At 69.4% G+C, this 20130-nt stretch carries 17 protein-coding genes; 6 read left to right on the top strand and 11 right to left on the bottom strand.

All coding sequences use genetic code 11. The features are described 5' to 3' along the window. The first annotated feature begins 78 nt into the window (after nucleotides 1-78). Nucleotides 79-1062, top strand: a complete 984-nt coding sequence (gene ctlX, locus ACAM51_RS09975) for a citrulline utilization hydrolase CtlX (protein WP_218296255.1) — start codon at nucleotides 79-81, stop codon at nucleotides 1060-1062. Nucleotides 1063-1096: 34 nt separating this feature from the next. On the opposite strand, the gene ACAM51_RS09980 is transcribed toward ctlX, so the two are convergent. From ACAM51_RS09980 to uvrA, 3 genes are all read right to left on the bottom strand, one after another. Beyond that, on the bottom strand, nucleotides 1097-1453 hold the full coding sequence (locus ACAM51_RS09980) for a hypothetical protein (RefSeq protein WP_218296256.1): 357 nt from the start codon (nucleotides 1451-1453) through the stop codon (nucleotides 1097-1099). Between the two features lie 232 nt (nucleotides 1454-1685). Further along, nucleotides 1686-2186: a hypothetical protein gene (locus tag ACAM51_RS09985; RefSeq protein ID WP_369643462.1), complete on the bottom strand. Its 501-nt coding sequence runs from the start codon at nucleotides 2184-2186 to the stop codon at nucleotides 1686-1688. 167 nt (nucleotides 2187-2353) lie between these two features. After that, nucleotides 2354-8221 carry an excinuclease ABC subunit UvrA gene (uvrA, locus tag ACAM51_RS09990; protein ID WP_369643463.1) on the bottom strand — a complete coding sequence of 1956 codons (5868 nt, stop codon included), beginning with the start codon at nucleotides 8219-8221 and terminating at the stop codon, nucleotides 2354-2356. A gap of 184 nt (nucleotides 8222-8405) precedes the next feature. On the opposite strand from uvrA, the gene ACAM51_RS09995 reads away from it, so the two are divergent. Together ACAM51_RS09995 and ACAM51_RS10000 are read left to right on the top strand one after the other, a co-directional pair. Then, entirely contained in the window at nucleotides 8406-9521 is a 1116-nt protein-coding gene (locus ACAM51_RS09995) for an ABC transporter substrate-binding protein (protein WP_218296259.1), read from the top strand. 140 nt (nucleotides 9522-9661) lie between these two features. Next, the gene (locus ACAM51_RS10000; RefSeq protein ID WP_369643464.1) at nucleotides 9662-10786 is read left to right on the top strand and encodes an ABC transporter substrate-binding protein; all 1125 of its coding nucleotides are present in this window, start codon (nucleotides 9662-9664) and stop codon (nucleotides 10784-10786) included. A 116-nt stretch (nucleotides 10787-10902) separates the two neighbouring features. Here the strand turns inward: ACAM51_RS10000 and ACAM51_RS10005 are convergent, their stop codons facing one another. From ACAM51_RS10005 to ACAM51_RS10035, 7 genes are all read right to left on the bottom strand, one after another. Further along, nucleotides 10903-11097, bottom strand: a complete 195-nt coding sequence (locus tag ACAM51_RS10005) for a hypothetical protein (RefSeq protein WP_218296261.1) — start codon at nucleotides 11095-11097, stop codon at nucleotides 10903-10905. A 142-nt stretch (nucleotides 11098-11239) separates the two neighbouring features. Then, nucleotides 11240-12901 (bottom strand): MFS transporter, encoded by a 1662-nt coding sequence (locus ACAM51_RS10010; protein WP_218296262.1) that lies wholly within the window; start codon nucleotides 12899-12901, stop codon nucleotides 11240-11242. A gap of 173 nt (nucleotides 12902-13074) precedes the next feature. After that, nucleotides 13075-13728, bottom strand: a complete 654-nt coding sequence (locus ACAM51_RS10015) for a 2-hydroxychromene-2-carboxylate isomerase (protein ID WP_369643465.1) — start codon at nucleotides 13726-13728, stop codon at nucleotides 13075-13077. After that, nucleotides 13725-14000, bottom strand: coding sequence for a DUF1289 domain-containing protein (locus tag ACAM51_RS10020; protein WP_369643466.1), 276 nt, complete (start codon nucleotides 13998-14000; stop codon nucleotides 13725-13727). Before ACAM51_RS10020 ends, ACAM51_RS10015 begins: the two co-directional genes overlap by 4 nt. Beyond that, the gene (locus ACAM51_RS10025; protein WP_218296265.1) at nucleotides 13997-14524 is read right to left on the bottom strand and encodes a YbaK/EbsC family protein; all 528 of its coding nucleotides are present in this window, start codon (nucleotides 14522-14524) and stop codon (nucleotides 13997-13999) included. The genes ACAM51_RS10020 and ACAM51_RS10025 overlap by 4 nt, the downstream gene beginning before the upstream one ends. A 26-nt stretch (nucleotides 14525-14550) precedes the next feature. Then, a complete protein-coding gene (locus ACAM51_RS10030) occupies nucleotides 14551-15459 on the bottom strand; it encodes a hydroxymethylglutaryl-CoA lyase (RefSeq protein WP_218296266.1) in 909 nt (302 codons plus the stop codon). Nucleotides 15460-15656: 197 nt separating this feature from the next. Next, a complete protein-coding gene (locus ACAM51_RS10035; RefSeq protein WP_218296267.1) occupies nucleotides 15657-16568 on the bottom strand; it encodes a LysR family transcriptional regulator in 912 nt (303 codons plus the stop codon). Nucleotides 16569-16656: 88 nt separating this feature from the next. Between ACAM51_RS10035 and ACAM51_RS10040 the strand changes: the two genes are divergently transcribed. The 3 genes from ACAM51_RS10040 to ACAM51_RS10050 all read left to right on the top strand — a co-directional run bounded on the left by ACAM51_RS10040 (nucleotide 16657) and on the right by ACAM51_RS10050 (nucleotide 19623). Then, nucleotides 16657-17637, top strand: a complete 981-nt coding sequence (locus tag ACAM51_RS10040; protein ID WP_369643467.1) for a 3-hydroxyacyl-CoA dehydrogenase family protein — start codon at nucleotides 16657-16659, stop codon at nucleotides 17635-17637. Next, a complete protein-coding gene (locus ACAM51_RS10045) occupies nucleotides 17634-18470 on the top strand; it encodes a 3-keto-5-aminohexanoate cleavage protein (protein ID WP_369643468.1) in 837 nt (278 codons plus the stop codon). Before ACAM51_RS10040 ends, ACAM51_RS10045 begins: the two co-directional genes overlap by 4 nt. 88 nt (nucleotides 18471-18558) lie before the next feature. Beyond that, on the top strand, nucleotides 18559-19623 hold the full coding sequence (locus tag ACAM51_RS10050) for a Bug family tripartite tricarboxylate transporter substrate binding protein (protein WP_369643469.1): 1065 nt from the start codon (nucleotides 18559-18561) through the stop codon (nucleotides 19621-19623). Between the two features lie 19 nt (nucleotides 19624-19642). Here ACAM51_RS10050 and ACAM51_RS10055 read toward each other — a convergent pair whose 3' ends face one another. Beyond that, nucleotides 19643-20110, bottom strand: coding sequence for a DUF3592 domain-containing protein (locus tag ACAM51_RS10055; protein WP_369643470.1), 468 nt, complete (start codon nucleotides 20108-20110; stop codon nucleotides 19643-19645). Nucleotides 20111-20130 lie beyond the last annotated feature (20 nt).

Genomic DNA, 20130 nt, shown 5'->3' on the forward strand with positions numbered 1-20130 from the left:
TGACCAGTTCTAAGGCTATTGGTTGGCGTGGGCTGCCAGCAAAATTCTCCCACCCCCTTCCTTGCACCATCCACCGCCATGCCCACACCTGCTTCCGCCCAGGCCCCCCGCGCCGTCGTGATGGTGCGCCCGCACCACTTTCACCCCAACCCGGAAACCGCGCACGACAACGCCTTCCAAACCCGGCCGTGGAACGCCACCGCGGCAGAGACGGCGCTCCAAGCCCATGCCGAAGTCACGCAGGCCGCCGCGCGGCTCGAAGCCGCGGGCGTGCGCGTGCACCTGTTCGAGGACCGGGGCGAGCGCCACGCGCCGGACGCCGTGTTTCCCAACAACTGGTTCTCCACCCACGCGGGCGGGCACGTGGCCGTGTACCCGATGTACGCCGCGAGCCGCCGGCGCGAGCGCCGCAGCGACGTGCTGGACCTGCTCAAGGCCGAGTACCGCGTGCAGGACGTGATCGACTACTCGGGTCTCGAGGCCGACGGCATGTTCCTCGAAGGCACGGGCGCCATGGTGCTCGACCACATCTCCCGGGTCGCCTACACCGCGCAGTCGAACCGCGCCGACCCCGTGGCCCTGGAGCGCTTTTGCACCCACTTCAACTACGAGCCCATGGTGTTCGCCACCGCCGACGCGCGGGGCCAGCCCTGCTACCACACCAACGTGATGCTCTGCGTGGGCACCGATTTCGCGCTGGGCGGGTTCCACATGATCACCGACCCGGCGCGGCGCGAGGCCGTGCGCGAGCGCCTGCGCGAAACCGGGCGCGAGGTGATCGAACTGAGCGCGGCGCAGATCGCCGACTTCGCAGGCAACGCGCTGGAACTCACGGGCGCCCAGGGCCGCGTGCTGGCCCTGTCGTCGCGCGCGGCGGCCAGCCTGGCGCCCGCGCAAAAGGCCGTGATCGAGCGCAGCGCCCGCCTGCTGCCGCTGGCCGTGCCCACCATCGAACTGGCCGGGGGCTCGGTGCGCTGCATGCTGGCGGGCATCCATCTGGCGCGGCGCCATGCCCCCGCACCCACGGGAATTCACATCGAAATGGCCACCAGCGCCGGATGAACAAGCGCGGCGCGCTATATATTCAATAGCAAACTCAATCCCGGGAAGGCGGCGGCAACGCCTGCGTGTGCAGCCGCGCATCGCACCCCACGCCCGAGGCGATCCAGCGCCGCGCCAGCGCCGACAGCGCGCGCACGGCCCAGGGGTGGGCCAGGCCGGTCACGCCGCCGGGGTCGGCCACCATGCCGCACCAGTAGCGCTGGTCGGCATCGCTCCAGCGCAGGGCCGTGCACGGCCCCGTGCGGCGCCGCGACACCAGCATGCCCAGCGGGCAGGGCTCCGCCAGGCAGCACAGCCCGCAGCCATTGCAGGGCGCGCCTTCCGGGGGCTTGGGCGGTGCCTGGGTGTGCAGCCACACCACGGCGTGCGGACCAGGGGATTGTGCGGGCATGGAGAAAGCGGATCGAATGGACCGCGCGCAGCGGCCTCGGGCCGCAGCGCTCAGGCCTGCATTGTGGCGCCATGCACGCATGGGCGCGTGGCGCGCCCGCAGGCCGGCCGCAGGGGCATGCACGCAAAAAAGCCCCGCGCGGCCGGGGCCACGGGGGCTGAACCGGTCGAGAGGACCGGGAGAGGGAGACAAGCAAGGGGGAGCGAGCTGCCCCGGAATCAGCAAGGCCGCATCAGCATCCCAGCGGGCGGTTCGGGCGCATGGGGACTATGCCCGAGACACGCAGCGTGGCGCTGGAGCCGTCGGTGGCGGTGAGCGTCTTGCCGGTGAAGCGCACCTGGTTGCTCTCGCGCACCACGGCCGTGTCGGTGGGCTCGCCGCTCGCGTATTCCTTGCCGTCGAAGGTCAGGAACACCTGGTGCAGGCCGGTGGCGTCGGGGCGGTAGCGGATGTCGCCAAAGGCCGTGGCCGACGATCCCACCTTGTTGGCACCGTCGAAGCGGAAGGCGCACAGCTCGGGCACGGAACCGACAGGGTTTTCCTTGTCCACGTCCGTGAGGTTCAGCGTGCCGTTGCCATACACGCCGTTGAGGCCGTCCAGGGTGGCGCTGCTCACGGTGAGCACGCCGGGCTCATTGCTGGGCGTCGGATCGTCGTCATTGCCGCCGCCGCAGGCGACCAGCAGAACGGAGGTGGCTGCAAGGGCAGCGCAGGTCTTGAGCAGTGATTTCATGGTGATGGGTCCGTAGGAGTTGGTGGAGATGTGCGGGGCCGCTGCGCCTGGCGCCAACCCCTGCACTGAATCCTAGAAACCTCACCCCGCGCCGCGCGTGCGCCATGTTCCGCGCCGTGCGTAGGACATGGGCCGACAGTGGCGTGCGCCACCGCCGGGCCCTCCGGTCACCGCGCCAGCACCGCCGCCAGCGCCTTGCCGGTGTGCGTGCCCAGCCGCACCACCTCTTCCGGCACGGTGGCCGCCACGATGCGGCCGCCCTCCCTGCCCCCTTCCGGGCCGAGGTCGATGATCCAGTCGGCCTCGGCGATCACGTCGAGGTCGTGTTCGATCACCACCACGCTGTGGCCGCCGTCGACCAGGCGGTGCAGCACGCGGATGAGCTTGTCCACGTCGGCCATGTGCAGGCCCACCGTGGGTTCGTCCAGCACGTAGAGCGTGTGCGGCACCTTCTGGCCCCGGCGGCCCACCTCGTCGCGCACCTTCGTCAGCTCGGTCACGAGCTTGATGCGCTGCGCCTCGCCGCCCGAGAGCGTGGGCGAGGGCTGGCCCAGCGTGAGGTAGCCCAGGCCCACGTCTTTCAGGAGCTGCAGCGGGTGCGCGATGGAGGGCATGCTGGCGAAGAACTCGACCGCCTCGTCCACCTCCATCTGCAGCACGTCGCCGATGCTCTTGCCGCGCCAGGTCACGGCCAGCGTCTCGGGGTTGAAGCGCGCGCCGTGGCAGGTCTCGCAGGGCACCTTCACGTCGGGCAGGAAGCTCATCTCGATGGTGCGCACGCCCGCGCCCTCGCAGCTCGCGCAGCGGCCCTCGCCGGTGTTGAAGGAAAAGCGCCCGGCCGCGTAGCCGCGCGCCTTGGCCTCCAGCGTTTCGGCGAACAGCTTGCGGATGGTGTCCCAGAAGCCGATGTAGGTGGCCGGGCAGCTGCGCGGCGTCTTGCCGATGGGGGTCTGGTCCACTTCGAGCACGCGGTCGATGCTCTCGAAGCCCGACAGGCCCGTGCAGCCCACCAGCGGCGGCGCCTTGCCCGCGTCCATCGCGTCGCGCCCGGCCTTGGTGGCGCGCTGCTGCACCCAGGCCTGTACGTTGGCCAGCAGCACGTCGCGCGCCAGCGTGGACTTGCCCGAGCCGCTCACGCCCGTGACGGCCACCAGGCGGTGCAGCGGCACGGTGGCCGTCACGTCCTGCAGGTTGTGCAGGTGCGCACCGTGCACGGTAAGCCAGCGGATCGCGGCGCGCGCCTTGGCATCGGCCAGCGCATCGGCCGTGAGCGCCGCCGCCGCCGCGGCCCGCTTCTTGACCGCGGCGCTCTGCCGGCCCTTGGGCACGTCGGCGGGTTCGCCCAGCGCGAGGGCCTCGGCGCTCAGCTCGCTCGGCAGCATGCTGCGGCGCAACTGCAGCGGGTGTTTCATGGCGTGCAGCAGGTAGCGGCCGGTCTGGGATTCGGGCGCGCCGGTGATGTCGTCCACGCTGCCCTGCGCCACCAGCCGCCCGCCGCGCTTGCCCGCGCTCGGGCCGATGTCGATGATGTGGTCCGCGCGGCGGATGGTGTCCTCGTCGTGCTCCACCACCACCAGCGTGTTGCCCTTGTCGCCCAGCTTGTGCAGGGCGTTGAGCAGGATCTGGTTGTCGCGCGCATGCAGGCCGATGGTGGGCTCGTCGAGCACGTAGCACACGCCCTGCAGGTTGCTGCCCAGCTGCGCGGCCAGGCGGATGCGCTGCGCCTCGCCGCCGCTGAGCGTGGGCGCCCCCCGGTCGAGCGTGAGGTAGGACAGGCCCACTTCCTCCAGGAATTCGAGCCGGCTCTGGATCTCGGGCACGAGGTCGCGGGCGATGTCGGCCTCGCGCCGGCTCATGCCGCCTTCGATCTGCAGGGTCTCGATCCAGCGGCGCACGTCCGTCACCGACAGCGCGGCGATGTCGGTGATGCCGATGCCCGCGAACCGCACCGCGCGCGCCGTGGCGTTCAGGCGCGTGCCCTGGCAGCTGGGGCAGGCGGTGTCGGCCAGGTCTTCCACCTCGGGCTCGGCGAAGGTCTGCTCGCGGCCCTTTTCCTTGTCGTCCTGCACCGAGTCGTCGAACACCTTGCGCTGGTCGCGGGTGAGCTTGACGCCCGTGCCCACGCAATCGGGGCACCAGCCGTGCTTGCTGTTGTAACTGAACAGGCGCGGGTCCAGCTCGGCATAGCTGGTGGCGCACACGGGGCAGGCGCGCTTGGTGGAAAAGGCCTGCAGCTGGCCGATGCCCGCCGTGGGCTGGCCGCTTTCCATGGCGGCGCGCAGGTCGCCGATGCTGCTGAGCACGTGCACCACGCCCTTGCCGTGCGTGAGGGCCTCGGCCAGCGAGGCGCGCAGCAGCGCCTCGTTCCCTGCGGACACCTCGACGCTGGCCACGGGCAGTTCGATGGTGTGCTCCTTGAAGCGGTCGATGCGCGGGAAATGGGTGGTGGGCAGGAAATTGCCGTCCACCCGCAAATGCGTGTAGCCGCGCGGCCGCGCCCAGTCCGCCAGTTCGGTGTACACGCCCTTGCGGTTCATCACCAGCGGCGCGAGCAGCCCGATGTGCTGGCCCCGGAACTGCGTGAGCAGCTGGGCGGCGATGCTCTCGGGCGTCTGCGGCTGCACGGCCGCGCCGTCCTTCACGCAGTGCTGGGTGCCGAGCTTGACGTACAGCAGGCGCAGGAAGTGCCACACCTCGGTGGTGGTGCCCACCGTGGACTTGCGCCCGCCGCGCGACAGGCGCTGCTCGATGGCCACGGTGGGCGGTATGCCGTACACCGCATCCACCTCGGGCCGGCCGGCCGGCTGCACGATGGACCGCGCATAGGCGTTGAGCGATTCGAGGTAGCGCCGCTGCCCCTCGTTGAACAGGATGTCGAACGCGAGCGTGGACTTGCCCGAGCCGCTCACGCCCGTGACCACGTTGAATTGGCCGCGCGGGATGTTCACGCTCAGGTTCTTGAGGTTGTGCTCCTTGGCGTTGACGATTTCAATGGCGTTTTTGGCCGCTGGCGCTTTATCCATGAGCGCAGAGCGCTCCTGTTTTCGTAGCGCCGCGGCTTTTTCGTGCACCGAGTGGCCGCCGATGCCCAGCGTGAGTTCGTAGTCGCGCAGCGCCAGGCCCGTGTGCGAGGTGGCGTGCTGGCGCACGTCCTCGGGCGTGCCCTCGGCCACGACGAGGCCGCCCGCGTCGCCGCCCTCGGGGCCCAGGTCGACGAGCCAGTCGCTCGCGCGGATCACGTCCAGGTTGTGCTCGATGACGATGAGCGAGTGCCCCGCGTCGATGAGCTTGCGCAGCGCGCGCATGAGCTTGGCGATGTCGTCGAAGTGCAGGCCCGTGGTGGGCTCGTCGAACAGGAACAAGGTGCCCTTGCGCGCTATCGTCTGGCGCGACTTGCTTTGCACGCGGGCCGCTTCCGCCAGAAAGCCCGCCAGCTTCAGGCGCTGCGCCTCGCCGCCGCTGAGCGTGGGCACGGGCTGCCCCAGCGCCACGTATTCGAGCCCCACGTCCACGATGGGCTGCAGCGCGCGGATCACGTCGCGGTCGGCGGCGAACAGTGCGGCGGCCTCGGCCACCGTGAGGGCCAGCACGTCGGCCACGTTCAGGGCCCTGCCGCCCCGCTCGATGGTGATCTCCAGGATCTCGGGCCGGTAGCGCTTGCCGTCGCAATCGGGGCAGCGCAGGTACACGTCCGACAAAAACTGCATCTCCACATGCTCGAAGCCCGAGCCGCCGCAGGTCGGGCAGCGCCCGTCGCCGCTGTTGAAGCTGAACTTGCTGGCGGTGTAGCTGCGCTGCCTGGACAGCGGCGCCACGGCGTACAGCTCGCGGATGCTGTCCCAGGCGCCCACGTAGCTCACGGGGTTGGAGCGGGCCGTCTTGCCGATGGGCGACTGGTCCACGAACACCACGTCCGAGAGGTGGTCCGCGCCCAGCATGCGGTCGTGCGCGCCCGGCGAGTCGGTGGCCTTGCCGAAGTGGCGCAGCAGCGCGGGGGCCAGCACGTCCTGGATCAGGCTCGACTTGCCCGATCCGCTCACGCCGGTGACGGTGACCAGGCGCTGCAGCGGGAATTCGACCGACACGTTCTGCAGGTTGTGCTCGCGCGCCCCTTCGAGGATGAGGCGCGGCGTGGACTCGGTCACCATGCGCTTGAAGCCGAAGCCCACGTGCTTGCGCCCGCCCAGGTAGGCGCCGGTGAGCGTGTCGGCATGGCGCAGGTCGGCCGTTGTGCCGTCGAACACGATCTGCCCGCCCAGGCGGCCGGGGCCGGGGCCCATGTCGATCATGCGGTCGGCCGCGAGCATCACGGCCGGGTCGTGCTCGACCACTACCAGGGTGTTGCCCGCGTCGCGCAGGCGCAGCATGGCCTCGGTGATGCGGTGCATGTCGCGCGGGTGCAGGCCGATGCTGGGCTCGTCCAGCACGAACAGCGTGTTGACCAGCGAGGTGCCCAGCGCCGTGGTCAGGTTGATGCGCTGCACCTCGCCGCCGCTGAGCGTGCGGCTCTGCCGGTCCAGCGTGAGGTAGCCGATGCCCACGTCGCACAGGTACTTCAGGCGCGTGGTGATTTCTTCATGCAGGAGTTTCAGCGCCTGCGCATCGCCACCGGCCGCCGCGTCGCCCACGGGCAGCTCCATGCGGTCGAAGAAGCGGCGCAGCCGGTCGATGGGCAGCAGCATCAGGTCGTGCAGGCACAGGCCGGGCAGGGCTTCGAGCTGCTCGCGCGACCACAACACGCCCTCGGGCATGAAGCGGCGGGCAGGATCGACCGCGGCGTCCGCGTCGTCCTTGCTGCCCACGCGCCAGAGCAGGCTCTCGGTCTTGAGGCGCGCGCCCGCGCAGGTGGGGCACGGCGTGTAGCTGCGGTACTTGGACAGCAGCACGCGGATGTGCATCTTGTAGGCCTTGCTCTCCAGGTACTCGAAGAAGCGCTTGATGCCGTACCACTGCTTGCTCCACTGCCCGTCCTTGTAGCCCGGCGTGCCGCCGATGACCCATTTCTTCTGGTCGTCGGTGAGCTTGTACCAGGGGGTGTCGCGCGGGATGCCGGCCGCCTCGGCATGGCGCATGAGGTCGTCCTGCGCTTCCTTCCAGGCGGGGGTCTGGATGGTCTTGATCGCCCCCGCGCGCAGCGTGAGCCTGTCGTTGGGGATCACGAGGCCGTAGTCCACGCCGATCACGCGGCCGAAGCCCCGGCAGCTCTCGCAGGCGCCCACGGCGGAGTTGAACGAGAACATCGAGGGAATGGGGTCGCTGTAGCGCAGGTCGCTGTCGGGGCAGTGCAGGCCGGTCGAGAAGCGCCACAGCTCGGGCTCGCCCTCGTCCACGAGGCGGTACACGTTCAGGCGCCCCGTGCCGCGCTTGAGCGCGACCTCGATGGCCTCGACCACGCGCGCCTTCTCGGCATGGCCCAGGCGGAACCGGTCGGCCACCACATCGAGCACCTTGCGCGAGCCCGTGGGCGTGGCCACCTCGCGCTCGGCCTGCACCTTGGTGAAGCCGCTGGCGGACAGCCACTGCTCGACCTGCTCGGCCGACGTGCCGCCCGGCAGCTCCACGGGGAACGTCAGCACGATGCGGGGGTCGCCGGCCTCGGCGCCGCGGCGCTGCAGCTCGGCGTAGATGGTCTCGGGCGAGTCGTGGCGCACCGGCTGGGCGGTCTGCTTGTCGAACAGCTGTCCGGCGCGCGCGAACAGGAGCTTCAGGTGGTCGTTGAGCTCCGTCATCGTGCCCACGGTGGAGCGGCTGGAGCGCACGGGGTTGGTCTGGTCGATGGCGATGGCGGGCGGCACGCCCTCGACCTTGTCCACCGCCGGCTTGTCCATGCGGTCGAGGAACTGGCGCGCGTAGGCGCTGAAGGTCTCCACGTAGCGGCGCTGGCCCTCGGCGTACAGCGTGTCGAACACCAGGCTGGACTTGCCCGAGCCGCTGGGGCCGGTGACCACGGTGAGCTCCCCCGTGCGGATGTCCAGATCCAGGTTCTTGAGGTTGTGCTGGCGTGCGCCGCGGATACGGATCAGTCCCTGGGTCATGGAGGCAGTCTTTTTCGAGGGTGAGGCGGGACATTCTAGGCACCGCCACGGACCCCGTCCGGCCATGCCGCAATAGCCCCTGATCGCACATCTGCTGACAAGTCCTGTCACACCTTCGGGTTATGCCGATTCGCAAACCGAGGACATTTGTCTAGAGTGGCCGGACAATTCAAAGGAGACGACCATGCACACATGGACACAATGGGGAGCCGCGACCGCCCTGGCCGCCGCGCTGTGCGGCACCGGCCATGCCCAGATCCTGATCGGCCAGACCGCGGGCTTCTCCGGGCAGGTGGCGGCGGGCGTGAAGGAGACCACCGATGGCGCCCTGCTGCACATCGAGGCCGTCAATGCCAAGGGCGGTGTCCACGGCCAGAAGATCGAGCTGACCTCGCTGGACGACAAGTTCGACCCCAAGCTGGCCGCCGCGAACGCGCGCAAGCTGATCGAGGAGAACAACGTGTCCGCGCTGTTCCTCACGCGCGGCACGCCCCACACCGAAGCCATCATCCCCCTGCTGGAGAAGCATGGCGTGGCGCTGGTGGGCCCGTCCACGGGCGCGATGGTGCTGCACCAGCCGGTGCGCAAATACATCTTCAACGTGCGCGCCACCTACCAGCGCGAGGCGGAAAAGGCCATGACCCACCTGGCCTCCATGGGCATTTCGCGCATCGCCGTGGTGTACGCGGACGACAGCTTTGGCGCCGACGGCGTGGCCGGCGCCCAGAAGGGCCTGGCGGCCGCCAAGCTCACGCCCGTGGTGCTGGAAAAGTTCGACCGCGCCAAGCCCGATTTCGCGCCCATCGCCGCCAAGGTGGCCAAGGCCGATACCCAGGCCGTGCTGATGATCGCCTCGGGTTCGGCCGTGGTGGACGCGGGCAACGCGCTGCGCGGCGCGGGCTCGGCCGCGCAGATCGTGACGCTGTCCAACAACGCCTCGGGCGGCTTCATCAAGAGCCTGGGGAACAACGCGCGCGGCGTGATCGTGACGCAGGTGTATCCCAATGAGCGTGCGGTGACCTATGCCATGGTGAAGGAGGCCCAGGAACTCGCGCGGGCCAAGGGCCTCACCGAGATCACGCCCGCCATGCTGGAGGGTTTTGCCGCGGCCAAGGTGCTGGTGGAAGGGCTCAGGCGCGCCGGCCCCAAGCCCAGCCGCGAAAAGATCCATGCGGCGCTCGAGAGCATCCGGAAACTGGACCTGGGCGGCCTGGAGGTCTCCTATGGCCCGGACGACCACACGGGCCTGGACTTCGCGGACTTGTCCATCATCGGCACCGACGGCAAGTTCCGCCGCTGAGGTGTTGCAAAATACCCGCAAACCCGGGAAGAAATTGTTGACAAATCAGTGAAAACACCCCCTGGCCGCTACGCACTTCTACGGATGCCCTGCGGTGCCCAGTCCCTAAACTCGGGCACCTCAATGAAGAGAGGAGCACCATGACAGTCCCTGGCACCCTTGCGAAATGCGCCGCCGCGCTGCTCACCCTGGCGTTCGGCGCGGCCCAGGTCCACGCGCAGATCCTCATCGGCCAGACGGTGGGCATCACCGGCTCCGCCGCCGCCACGGTGGCCGAATCCATGCGGGGTGCCGCCCTCTACCTCGACCACGTCAACAGCAAGGGCGGCGTGGGCGGCCAGAAGGTGGAGGTCGTGTCGATGGACGACAAGTTCGACCCCAAGCTGACGCTGGAGAACACCCGCGCCCTCATCGAGGAAAAAGGCGTGATCGGGCTGTTCATGACGCGCGGCACGCCCCACACCCAGGGGATCATTCCGCTGCTGGAACAGCATGCCGTGCCGCTGGTGGGGCCCTCCACGGGCGCCATCGCGCTGCACCAGCCGGTGAACAAGTACATCTTCAACGTGCGCGCCCCCTACCAGCGCGAAGTGGAGAAGGCCATCACCCACCTCAACACCCTGGGCATCAAGCGCATCGGCGTGGTGCATGTGGACGACACCTTTGGCGCCGACGGCCTGGCGGGCGCGCAGTCCGGGTTCAAGGCCAACCAGCTGGAAGCCCTCTTCGTCGAGAAGTTCGACCGCGCCAAGCCCGACTACAGCGCCATCGCCCCGCGCGTGGCACAGAAGGAGCCCCAGGCCATCATCTTCATCGGCACGGGCGCGGCCGTGGTGGACGGCATCAAGGCGCTGCGCGCCGCCGGCGCGACCGGGCAGATCGTGACGCTGTCCAACAATGCCTCGGGCGGCTTCGTCAAGGCGCTGGGCGAGCAGGCCCGGGGCGTGGTGGTCACGCAGGTGTTCCCGTCGGAGCGGTCCTTGAACTACGCGGTGATCAAGGAGGCCATGGACCTGGTGCGCGCCAGGAACCTGGGTGAGCTGACCCCCGCCATGGTGGAAGGCTTCGTGAGCGCCAAGGTGCTCGTGGAAGGACTGAAGCGCGCGGGCGCCAAGCCGGACCGCGCCAGGCTGCAGGCCGGGCTGGAGAGCATCCGGAAATGGGACCTGGGCGGGCTGGAACTGAGCTACAGCGCCACGGACCACAGCGGGCTGGATTTCTCCGACCTGTCCATCATCGGAAGCGACGGCCGCTTCAAGCGCTGAGCGAGGCCCCCGCAAAAGAAAAAGCCCGAAGCCAGTGGCTTCGGGCTTTTTCATGGAGGCCCGCAGGGCCCCGGGGCACGCACCCCGCGCTCCGGGGCCGCCATGGACTCAGCGCATCACTGCGCGCTGGCGGCCGAAGCCGGCGCCGACGCGGGCGCAGCCGCCGCCGGCGCGCTGGCCGCAGGCTCGGGCGCATGCACGGCATCGGCGCCGTGCTTCTCGCCGCCCATGTCGGCCTTGTCGCCCGCCTTGATGATCACGTACATCGACAACGCGGCGAACAGGACGAAACCAACAACAATCTTCCACATATCAATATCTCCTTGGATGGGTTTGTTCAATCAAGGGGCCTGGAGCGCGGCGTTGTAGGTTGTACTGGTGCAGCACAAGCCCCTTGATGGAACACAGGGCCCGACCCTTGCGGGGCGGGCCCTGCACACCGATCAGAAACGGTCAGTCGTTGGCGTAGATGTCAACGTCCTTGGTTTCCTTGACGAACAGGCCGCCGATCACCACGGTGGCGCCCGCGATGATGATGGGGTACCACAGGCCGTTGTACATGTTGCCGGTCTGGGCCACGATGGCGAATGCCGTGGTGGGCAGCAGGCCGCCGAACCAGCCGTTACCGATGTGGTATGGCAGGGACATGGACGTGTAGCGGATGCGGGTCGGGAACATTTCCACCAGCATGGCGGCGATGGGGCCGTACACCATGGTCACCAGCAGCACCAGGTAGGTCAGGATGACCGTGACCATGACCTTGTCGATGCGGGCGGGATCGGCCTTGGTGGGGTAGCCGGCGGCCTTCAGCGCATCGGCCACGGCCTTCTTGAACTCGCCGTCCTTCTTCTTGGCTTCGTCAGCGGGCAGGCCCTTGCTGGAGTACGAGGTGATGACCGTCTCGCCGATCTTGATCGAGGCGGGCGTGCCGGCGGCGGACGTGGCGTTCTCATAGCTCACCGAAGCGCCAGCCAGAACCTGCTTGGCGATGTCGCACGAGCTGGTGAACTTGGAGGTGCCGGTGGGGTTGAACTGGAACGAGCATTCCTTGGGGTCTGCCGTCACGATCACCTGGTTCTTGGCCTGTGCTTCGGCCAGGGCGGGGTTGGCCGCCTTGGTCAGCGCGCCGAACACGGGGAAGTACGTCAGCGCGGCCAGCAGGCAGCCCGCCAGGATGATGGGCTTGCGGCCGATCTTGTCCGACAGCGCGCCGAACACGATGAAGAACGGCGTGCCGATCAAGAGCGACACGGCCACGAAGATGTTGGCGGTGGCGCCATCGACCTTCAGCGCCTGCGTCAGGAAGAACAGCGCATAGAACTGGCCCGAGTACCACACCACGGCCTGGCCGGCGGTCAGGCCCACCAGCGCCAGGATCACGATCTTCAGGTTCTTCCACTGGCCGAAAGACTCGGTCAGCGGCGCCTTGGAGGTCTTGCCTTCGGCCTTCATCTTCTGGAAGGCGGGGGATTCGTTCATCGACAGGCGGATCCAGACCGAGATGGCCAGGAGCAGGATCGACACGATGAACGGGATGCGCCAGCCCCAGTCGGCGAAGGCTTCCTCGCCCATGGCCGTGCGGGTGCCCAGGATCACCATCAGCGACAGGAACAGGCCCAGCGTGGCCGTGGTCTGGATCCAGGCCGTGTAGGCGCCGCGCTTGCCGTGCGGGGCATGCTCGGCCACGTAGGTGGCCGCGCCGCCGTACTCACCGCCCAGCGCCAGGCCTTGCAGCAGGCGCAGTGCGATCAGGATGACGGGAGCCGCCACGCCGATCGATGCATACGTGGGCAGGATACCCACGATGAAGGTCGACAGGCCCATGATCAGGATGGTGACCAGGAACGTGTACTTGCGCCCGATCATGTCGCCCAGGCGGCCGAAGAAGATGGCGCCGAAGGGGCGGACGATGAAGCCCGCGGCAAACGCCAGCAGCGCGAAGATGAACGCCGAGCCGGCATCCAGGCCGCTGAAGAACTGCTTGGCGATGATGGCCGCGAGCGAGCCGTACAGATAAAAGTCGTACCACTCGAAAACGGTGCCGAGGGACGACGCGAAGATGACCTTCCTCTCTTCGGGCGACATCGGCCGCGGTGCGGGATGAACGGTTGCCATGGTGTGTGTCTCCTGTTGGTTGTTCAGACCGCGCTGCGGCGGGCTGCACGCATTCTTGGAGATGGCACTGACCACGCTCTGACGCGAAACCAACACGAGCTTTCACCAAACTGACCGCTCTCTGACAACTTAGGGTGAAACCCGCAGCGCCCCTTTCAGCATCCGGAAATCGCTCACACCTTGCCGGGTAAACCCGATGGGAGCTGGCTGACAGCCTCCCAGCCCGGACCGTCGAACCACGCATCGCCGTCGAGGTACGCGCGCAGCATCGGCAGGCCGTCGAGGCCCCAGAACAGCTTGCCGTCCACCTCGAACGCCGGCACGCCAAAAACGCCCGCCGCCTGCGCGGCTTCGGTGTTGGCGCGCAGCAGGGCCTTGGGGCCATCGCTGGCCGCAGCCTCGCCGGGCCGCAGCTGGTCCGCGAGTTGCGTGGCCAGATCGGCCAGGCGCGCCGGGTCGAGCGCATCGTGCCCGCCCTGCCACACATGGCGCAGCACCGTGCCGGCCACGAAGCGGTTGATGTGGCCGTCGTCGCTGCAGGCCAGCGCCGTGCGCAGCAGGGGCAGCGGGTTGAACGGATGGCGCGCGGGCATCTGCAGCGGCGTGCCCTGCGCGTGGCCCAGCCAGGTCACATGGCGGTAGGTCCAGTCGCGCTTGGGGGCGATGCCCGCCGGCCCGGGGTTGGCATGCTGCTGCAGCAGCGCACCCAGCAGCACGGGCTGGTAGGCCACGCTGTAGCTCAGCCCCTGCAGCGCCTCGGGCAGGCGCTCGAACGCCAGCCAGGCGTAGGGGGACACGAAGTCCAGGTAAAAGGTGATGCGCTTCACGGCGATGTCTCCTGTGCCTTCTGCGGGGCGGCCGGGATGCCAGCGCGGCCCAGCAGCTGCGCCCAGATGCCCCGGCGCAAACTGGCGTCGGCACGCGACCAGATGCGGATCTCGTCGAGCGTGCGAAAGCAGCCTTCGCAGTGGCTGCGGTCGGGCGACATGCGGCACACCGAGATGCACGGCGAGGGCACGGGCTCCATGCTCTGGGCATCAAAATGGCCGCCAGCGCCCAACTGGTGGGCGCGATCAGCTAGCAAATCAATAGCATTCATGCGGCGGGCTGCACGCTGGTGTCCACGGGCGCCTGCACCACGTCGACCACGGGCGCCCCGGTCAGGCGCTGCAGGTCGCCCGGATGCAGCGCAAACACGCTGTGCGGGTGCCCGGCCGCGGCCCACACCACGTCAAAGCGCAGCAGGTCCTGGTCGATCAGCGTGACGGGCGGCGTGGCATGCGCCACGGGCGACACGCCGCCGATGGAAAAACCGGTGCGCGACTTCACGAACTCGGCGTCCGCCCGGCCGATCTTGCCGCCCACATGGGCCTCGACCTTTTTCTCGTCCACGCGCCGGTCGCCCGACGTGACCACGAGCACGGCCACGTCGTCGCTCTTGCGCCGGAAGATGATGCTCTTGGCCACCTGCCCCACGAGGATGCCCAGTGCATCGGCCGCCTGCTGCGCGGTGCGCGCGGCGTCGTCGAGCATCTGCGGCATGTGGGGATGGCCCTGCGATTGCAGCGCCGCGGCCACGCGCTGCACGCCGTCCGGCAAATTCTTCAGTTCAGCTCCGCACACGGTAGTTTTCTCCTGCGCCGATGGCGCTATCCCGCGCGTTTGGTCAGCAGTGCATTCGCTGCGCGGGAATTGGGTTTACGGTTCAGGAAGCCACTGATGTAGGCCCCCGCATCGATGAGCTTATCAAGATCGATGCCGGTCTCGATGCCCATGCCGTGCAGCATGTAGACCACGTCTTCCGTCGCCACGTTGCCCGTGGCGCCCTTGGCGTACGGGCAGCCGCCCAGGCCCGCCACGGAGGACTGGTAGTTCCACACCCCCAGCTCCAGCGCGGCCAGCGTGTTGGACAGCGCCTGGCCGTAGGTGTCGTGGAAGTGGCCCGACACGTCGTCGATGCCGAAATGCTTCAGCGTCGCTTCCAGCGCGCGCTGCACCTTGCGCGGCGTGCCCACGCCGATGGTGTCGGCCACGTCCACGCGCTGCACGCCGATGCCCTGGAGCAGGCCGGCAAGGTACTCCACGCGCCCGGGGGCGATCTCGCCCTCGTACGGGCAGCCCACGGTGCAGCTCATCGCGCCGCGCACGCCGATGCCGGCCGCCAGCGCCGCCTCGACCACGGGCGCGAAGCGCTCGATGCTCTCGGCGATGGAGCAGTTGATGTTCTTCTGGCTGAAGGCCTCGCTGGCCGAGCCGAAGACCACGATCTCGTCGGGCCGGTCCGCCACCGCGGCTTCATAGCCCTTGAGGTTGGGCGTGAGCACCGAGTAGCGCACGCCGGCCACGCGGTTCACGCCCTGCATCACCTCGTGGTTGTCGGCCATCTGCGGCACCCACTTGGGGCTCACGTAGCTCGTGACTTCGATCTCTTTGAGGCCCGCGTCCTGCAGGCGGTGCACCAGGGCGATCTTGACGTCGGCGGGCACGGGCGATTTCTCGTTCTGCAGCCCGTCGCGCGGACCGACATCGATGAGTTTGACGCGGGAAGGAATGCTCATGGGCGGCTACCTGAAAGAAAAGGAAACGGGAAACAGGCCGGGCCTGGCGGCGGCAGCGCCCGGGCGGCGCCGCTGCAGCCCGGGCACCACGGCCGGGAACAGGCCTTCTATTGTCCGGGCTTCGCGGGGACGGCACCACCCCATATCCTGCCAGACCCTTCCCCGCTCCTGCCATTGCGGCGCCGGCGTCCGGGGCCTCAGCGTGCAGCCCCCTCCTCCATCTCCTGGCGCAGCAGCGCCACCATCTGCACCGCCGCCAGCGACAGGCGCCGCCCGCGCAGCGTGACCAGGCCGATGGGCCGGCGCAGCGAGGGCAACTTGAGCGGACGGGCCACCACCTCGGGCCGGCGCACGACCTGCGCGGCCAGCTCGGGCAGCGCGCTCACGCCCAGCTGCGCGGCCACCATGGCCGCGATGGTGGCCAGGTGCTCCACCTCGTAGCGCGGCGCAAAGCGGATGCGGTGCGTGAGCAGCGCTTCGTCGGCGTACTGGCGCACGCTGGTGCCGGCGGGCATGGAGATGTGCGGCAGGTCCGCCACGTCGGCCCAGCCCAGGGCTCCGCGACCGCGCGCCAGCGGGTGGGCGCGGGCCAGCAGCAGCACGAAGCGGTCGGACGACAGCGGGGTGTAGTCGAGGTCGGCATACGCCGGGTTGGCGGCAGTGAGCGCGAAGTCCACGCGCCCTGCGCGCACCATGTCGAACGCCGGGCCCGCCAGGCTGTCGAACAGCTCCAGGTGCACGCCCGGGTGCCCCGCCGCAAACCGCGCGAACGCACGGGGCACCACGCCCGCCGCCAGCGACGGCAGCGCCGCCAGCGCCAGCCGCCCCACCTGCACCTGGGCCACGGCCTGCACGCGGCGCACGGTCTCATCCATCTGGTGGCGCAAAAAGCGGGCCTGCTCGGCAAACACCTCGCCCGCCTGCGTGAGCTGCACCGTGCGCGTGGTGCGGTCGAACAGCCGGGCGCCCAGCATCTCTTCGAGCCGCGCGAGCGTGCCCGACACCGCCGACTGCGACAGGTGCATCTGCAACGCGGTGCGCCGAAAGCTCAGTGTGTCGGCCAGCGCCAGGAACACATCGACCTCGCGGGCCGACCAATTGATCTTCATAGCCGATTAGTCTATCGAAAAATACGTCTGGACCGCGCAATGCCGCCTGCCTAGACTGCACCGCAAGACAACACAAGGAGACAGCAGCATGGACATCAGTTCGCCGCGCAATGCACGCACGGTGGTCGTGGGCGGGGGCACCATGGGCGCCGATGTGGCCGTGGTCCTGGCCCGCGGCGGCGCCCGGGTCACGGTGGTGGACCCGCACACCGCACGGCGCGACCTGCTCTTGCCGCACATTGCCGCAGAACTCGACGCCGCCGGCCTGGCCACGAGCGCGGGCCCGGTGGAGGTGTGCGCCAGCCTGCAGGACGTGGCCTGGGACGGCGTGGTGCTGGTGGTCGAATGCATCACCGAACAGCTGGCCGCCAAGCAGCAGCTGTTCGCCGAGCTGGTGGCCCTGGCGCCGGCCAGCGCCGTGCTGGCCAGCAACAGCTCGGGCTTTCCGATCAGCGCCATTGCACAGGGCCTGCCCAGCGCGCAGCGCATGCTGGGCCTGCACTTCTTCATGCCGGCGCACCTGGTGCCGCTGGTGGAGGTGGTGCTGGGCGAGCGCAGCGACCCCACGCTGGGCCAGTGGCTGCACGGCTTCATGCGCCGCTGCGGCAGCGTGCCGGTGCTGGTGAAGAAAGACAAGCCGGGCTTTCTGGCCAACCGCATGCAGCATGCGCTGTCGCGCGAGGCGTTTGCGCTCATCGACGAAGGCATCGCGTCGCCCGAAGACGTGGACGCCGCCGTGCGCTTTGGCTTTGGCTTTCGCTTCCTGGCGGCGGGGCCGGTGCTGCAGCGCGACCACGCGGGCATCGAGGTGCACTGCGCGGCCGCGGCCACCATGTATCCCACGCTTTCCAACACCGACGTGCCCGCCCAGGCGCTGCGCGACCGCGTGGCCAGCGGCGAGCTGGGCATGAAGACCGGCAAGGGCTTCTTCGACTGGCCCGAGGACCGCAAACGCGCCGAGCGCACCCGCTACGACACGCTGCTGCGCCAGGGCCTGGCCCTGCTGGCCAGCGAGCTGCCCACCATCGAGCCCGCCAGCACACACACCACGCCGGGAGCCACGCCATGAGCGCCACCAGCCAATGGACCGACCCGCTGATCGTCACCGTGGCGCCCAACGGCGCCTACAAGCTGCCCAGCGACCATCCCGCCGTGCCGACCACGCCGGCCACGCTGGCCGCCACCGCCAAGGCCTGCCTGGAAGCCGGCGCGGCCATGATCCACATGCACATCCGCGACGCCCAGGGCCGCCACAGCCTGGACGTGGAGGGCTACCGCGAAGCCCGGCGCGTGGTGCAGCACGCGGTGGGCGATGCGATGGTGGTGCAGGTCACGAGCGAAGCCGCAGGCGTGTACCGTGCCCCGGCGCAGATCGCGATGGTCGAGGCGCTGCTGCCCGAGGCCGTGTCCATCGGCCTGCGCGAGATCGACCAGCCCGAGATCGGCGAGGCCGGCCTGCAGCGCTTCTTCACCGGCTTGGCAGAGCGGCGCTGCATGGTGCAGGTCATTCTGTACGACGTGGCCGACCTGCGCCGCTGGCAGGCGCTGCGCGCCAGCGGCGTGGTGCCCGATGCGCCGTGGTTTTTGCTGTTCGTGCTGGGCCGCTACAGCGCGGGCCAGACCTCGAGCCCGCGCGACCTGCTGCCCTTCCTGGCCGCCCACGACGGGCCCGAGCCCTGGGCCGTGTGCGCGTTCGGCGCGGCCGAGAACACCTGCATCACCGCCGCCGCGGTCTTTGGCGGGCATGCCCGCGTGGGCTTTGAGAACAACCTGCTGCGCAAGGACGGCAGCACCGCGCCCGACAACGCGGCGCTGGTGCGCCAGGCGGTCGAGGCTGCGGCCGCGCTGGGGCGGCCGCTGGCCACGGCGCGGGACATCCGCCAGCGCTTCGGCGCGGGCTGAGCCCTCGCCCGGCTCTGCATTTCCTCAACACCCCATCAACCCCATCAGCCCGCGCCAGACGGGCCTTCATCCATCCGCAGGAGACACCATGCAACAACACCCCACTGCCCGCGCCCACGCCCACACCCCCGTACCGCAGGCCCGCCGGGCCACGCGACGCACGGCCATCCGCCTGGCGCTTGCCGTGCCCGCCACCTGGGCCCTGGCCCTGGGCATGGCAGGCCACGCCGTGGCCCAGACGGCCCCGGCCGCCTTCCCCACCAAGACCATCCGCTTCGTGGTGCCCTACCCGCCCGGAGGCCCCACCGACCTGATGGCGCGCATGCTGCAGCCCGAGCTGCAAAGCCGGCTGGGCGTGACCGTGGTGGTGGACAACAAGGGCGGCGCGGGCGGCAACTCCGGCAGCGCCGAGGTGGCCAGGCAGGCGCCCGCCGACGGCCACACCCTGCTGCTGGCCGCCAGCGGTCCGATGGCGGTGAACCCGTCGCTGTACGCCAGCATGCCCTTCAACCCGCTGACCGATCTGGTGCCCGTGGTGCAGCTGTCGGCCTTTCCGCTGGTGCTGGAAGTGCACCCCTCGCTGGGCGTGAAGACCTTGCCGGAACTCATCGCCATGGCCAAGGCGGGCAAGCCGGTGCTGAGCTTTGCATCGGCCGGCAACGGCACGCCGCAGCACCTGGCGGGTGAGCTGTTCAACACCACCGCCCACGTGAAGATGGGCCACATTCCGTACCGCGGCGCGGGCCCCGCGCTCAACGACTTGCTGGGCGGCCAGGTGAACGTGATGTTCGACATCGTGGGCAGCTCGCTGCCGCACCTCCAGTCGGGCAAGCTCATCCCGCTGGCGGTCACGTCGGCCGAGCGCGCCAAGGTGCTGCCCAACGTTCCCACCATGGCCGAAGCGGGCGTGCCGGGCTACCAGATCACCGGCTGGCACGGCATCGCCGTGCGCGCGGGCACGCCGCAGGCCACCGTGGACAGGCTCAACGCCACGGTGAATGCGATCTTCAAGGAACCCGCCTTCCGCGCCAAGTGGGAGGCCATCGGCACGCCGGTGGTGGCGGGCACGGCGGCAGACTTCGGCGCGCTGATCAAGGCCGACGCGCAGCGCCTGGGCAAGCTGGTGCGCGATGCGGGCGTGACGATGGATTGACGGGCTGCCAGCCAGGGGCTCAGGGCGGTGGGGCCGCGGCCCTCGGGCGCAGGCGCAGCAACAGCCAGCCCGCCGCCATGCCCACGGCACCGAACAGCAGCATCACGACGCCGATGAAGCTCCTGATCGTGGTGGAGCTGCTGATTTCGGCCTGCGCGGGGTCCTTGGCGGGATAGCGCACCGTGACCGCCTCGCCGACCTTGTGCACGGCCTGAAGCTGGCGCGCCACCGAGTCCGTGAAACGCAGGGTTCGCCCGTCGCCCGCCACGAATTCCACGATGCTTTTCCGGGCGAGCACCTTGCGGTGGGAGGGGCCGACAAAGGTCTCCTCATGCGCCACCACGCGGCCCTGGGCGGTGAGCGTGCCGCCCAGCAGGCTCATGCCCGAGGCCAGCAGCCACGCCGCGCCCAGCGCGGTCAGGGCACCGGGCACCAGCAGGAACCAGCCCAGGAAGCCAAGCAAGCCGCGAAAGGTTGACGTGTTCATGCCCCCATTTTCAACGCTGG

Origin of the sequence: Acidovorax sp. A79 (assembly GCF_041154505.1) — a bacterium.
In the GTDB taxonomy this organism is placed as follows: Bacteria; Pseudomonadota; Gammaproteobacteria; order Burkholderiales; family Burkholderiaceae_C; genus Acidovorax.

What these genes read in the sequence shown, in the direction of transcription:
- ACAM51_RS10055 (WP_369643470.1), bottom strand. Translation starts at nt 20,110, where the DNA reads ATGAACACGTCAACCTTTCGCGGCTTGCTTGGCTTCCTGGGCTGGTTC.
- ACAM51_RS09985 (WP_369643462.1), bottom strand. Translation starts at nt 2,186, where the DNA reads ATGAAATCACTGCTCAAGACCTGCGCTGCCCTTGCAGCCACCTCCGTT.
- ACAM51_RS10035 (WP_218296267.1), bottom strand. Translation starts at nt 16,568, where the DNA reads ATGAAGATCAATTGGTCGGCCCGCGAGGTCGATGTGTTCCTGGCGCTG.
- ACAM51_RS09980 (WP_218296256.1), bottom strand. Translation starts at nt 1,453, where the DNA reads ATGCCCGCACAATCCCCTGGTCCGCACGCCGTGGTGTGGCTGCACACC.
- ACAM51_RS10010 (WP_218296262.1), bottom strand. Translation starts at nt 12,901, where the DNA reads ATGGCAACCGTTCATCCCGCACCGCGGCCGATGTCGCCCGAAGAGAGG.
- ACAM51_RS10020 (WP_369643466.1), bottom strand. Translation starts at nt 14,000, where the DNA reads ATGAATGCTATTGATTTGCTAGCTGATCGCGCCCACCAGTTGGGCGCT.
- ctlX (WP_218296255.1), top strand. Translation starts at nt 79, where the DNA reads ATGCCCACACCTGCTTCCGCCCAGGCCCCCCGCGCCGTCGTGATGGTG.
- ACAM51_RS10000 (WP_369643464.1), top strand. Translation starts at nt 9,662, where the DNA reads ATGACAGTCCCTGGCACCCTTGCGAAATGCGCCGCCGCGCTGCTCACC.
- ACAM51_RS09995 (WP_218296259.1), top strand. Translation starts at nt 8,406, where the DNA reads ATGCACACATGGACACAATGGGGAGCCGCGACCGCCCTGGCCGCCGCG.
- ACAM51_RS10030 (WP_218296266.1), bottom strand. Translation starts at nt 15,459, where the DNA reads ATGAGCATTCCTTCCCGCGTCAAACTCATCGATGTCGGTCCGCGCGAC.
- ACAM51_RS10005 (WP_218296261.1), bottom strand. Translation starts at nt 11,097, where the DNA reads ATGTGGAAGATTGTTGTTGGTTTCGTCCTGTTCGCCGCGTTGTCGATG.
- ACAM51_RS10040 (WP_369643467.1), top strand. Translation starts at nt 16,657, where the DNA reads ATGGACATCAGTTCGCCGCGCAATGCACGCACGGTGGTCGTGGGCGGG.
- uvrA (WP_369643463.1), bottom strand. Translation starts at nt 8,221, where the DNA reads ATGACCCAGGGACTGATCCGTATCCGCGGCGCACGCCAGCACAACCTC.
- ACAM51_RS10045 (WP_369643468.1), top strand. Translation starts at nt 17,634, where the DNA reads ATGAGCGCCACCAGCCAATGGACCGACCCGCTGATCGTCACCGTGGCG.
- ACAM51_RS10050 (WP_369643469.1), top strand. Translation starts at nt 18,559, where the DNA reads ATGCAACAACACCCCACTGCCCGCGCCCACGCCCACACCCCCGTACCG.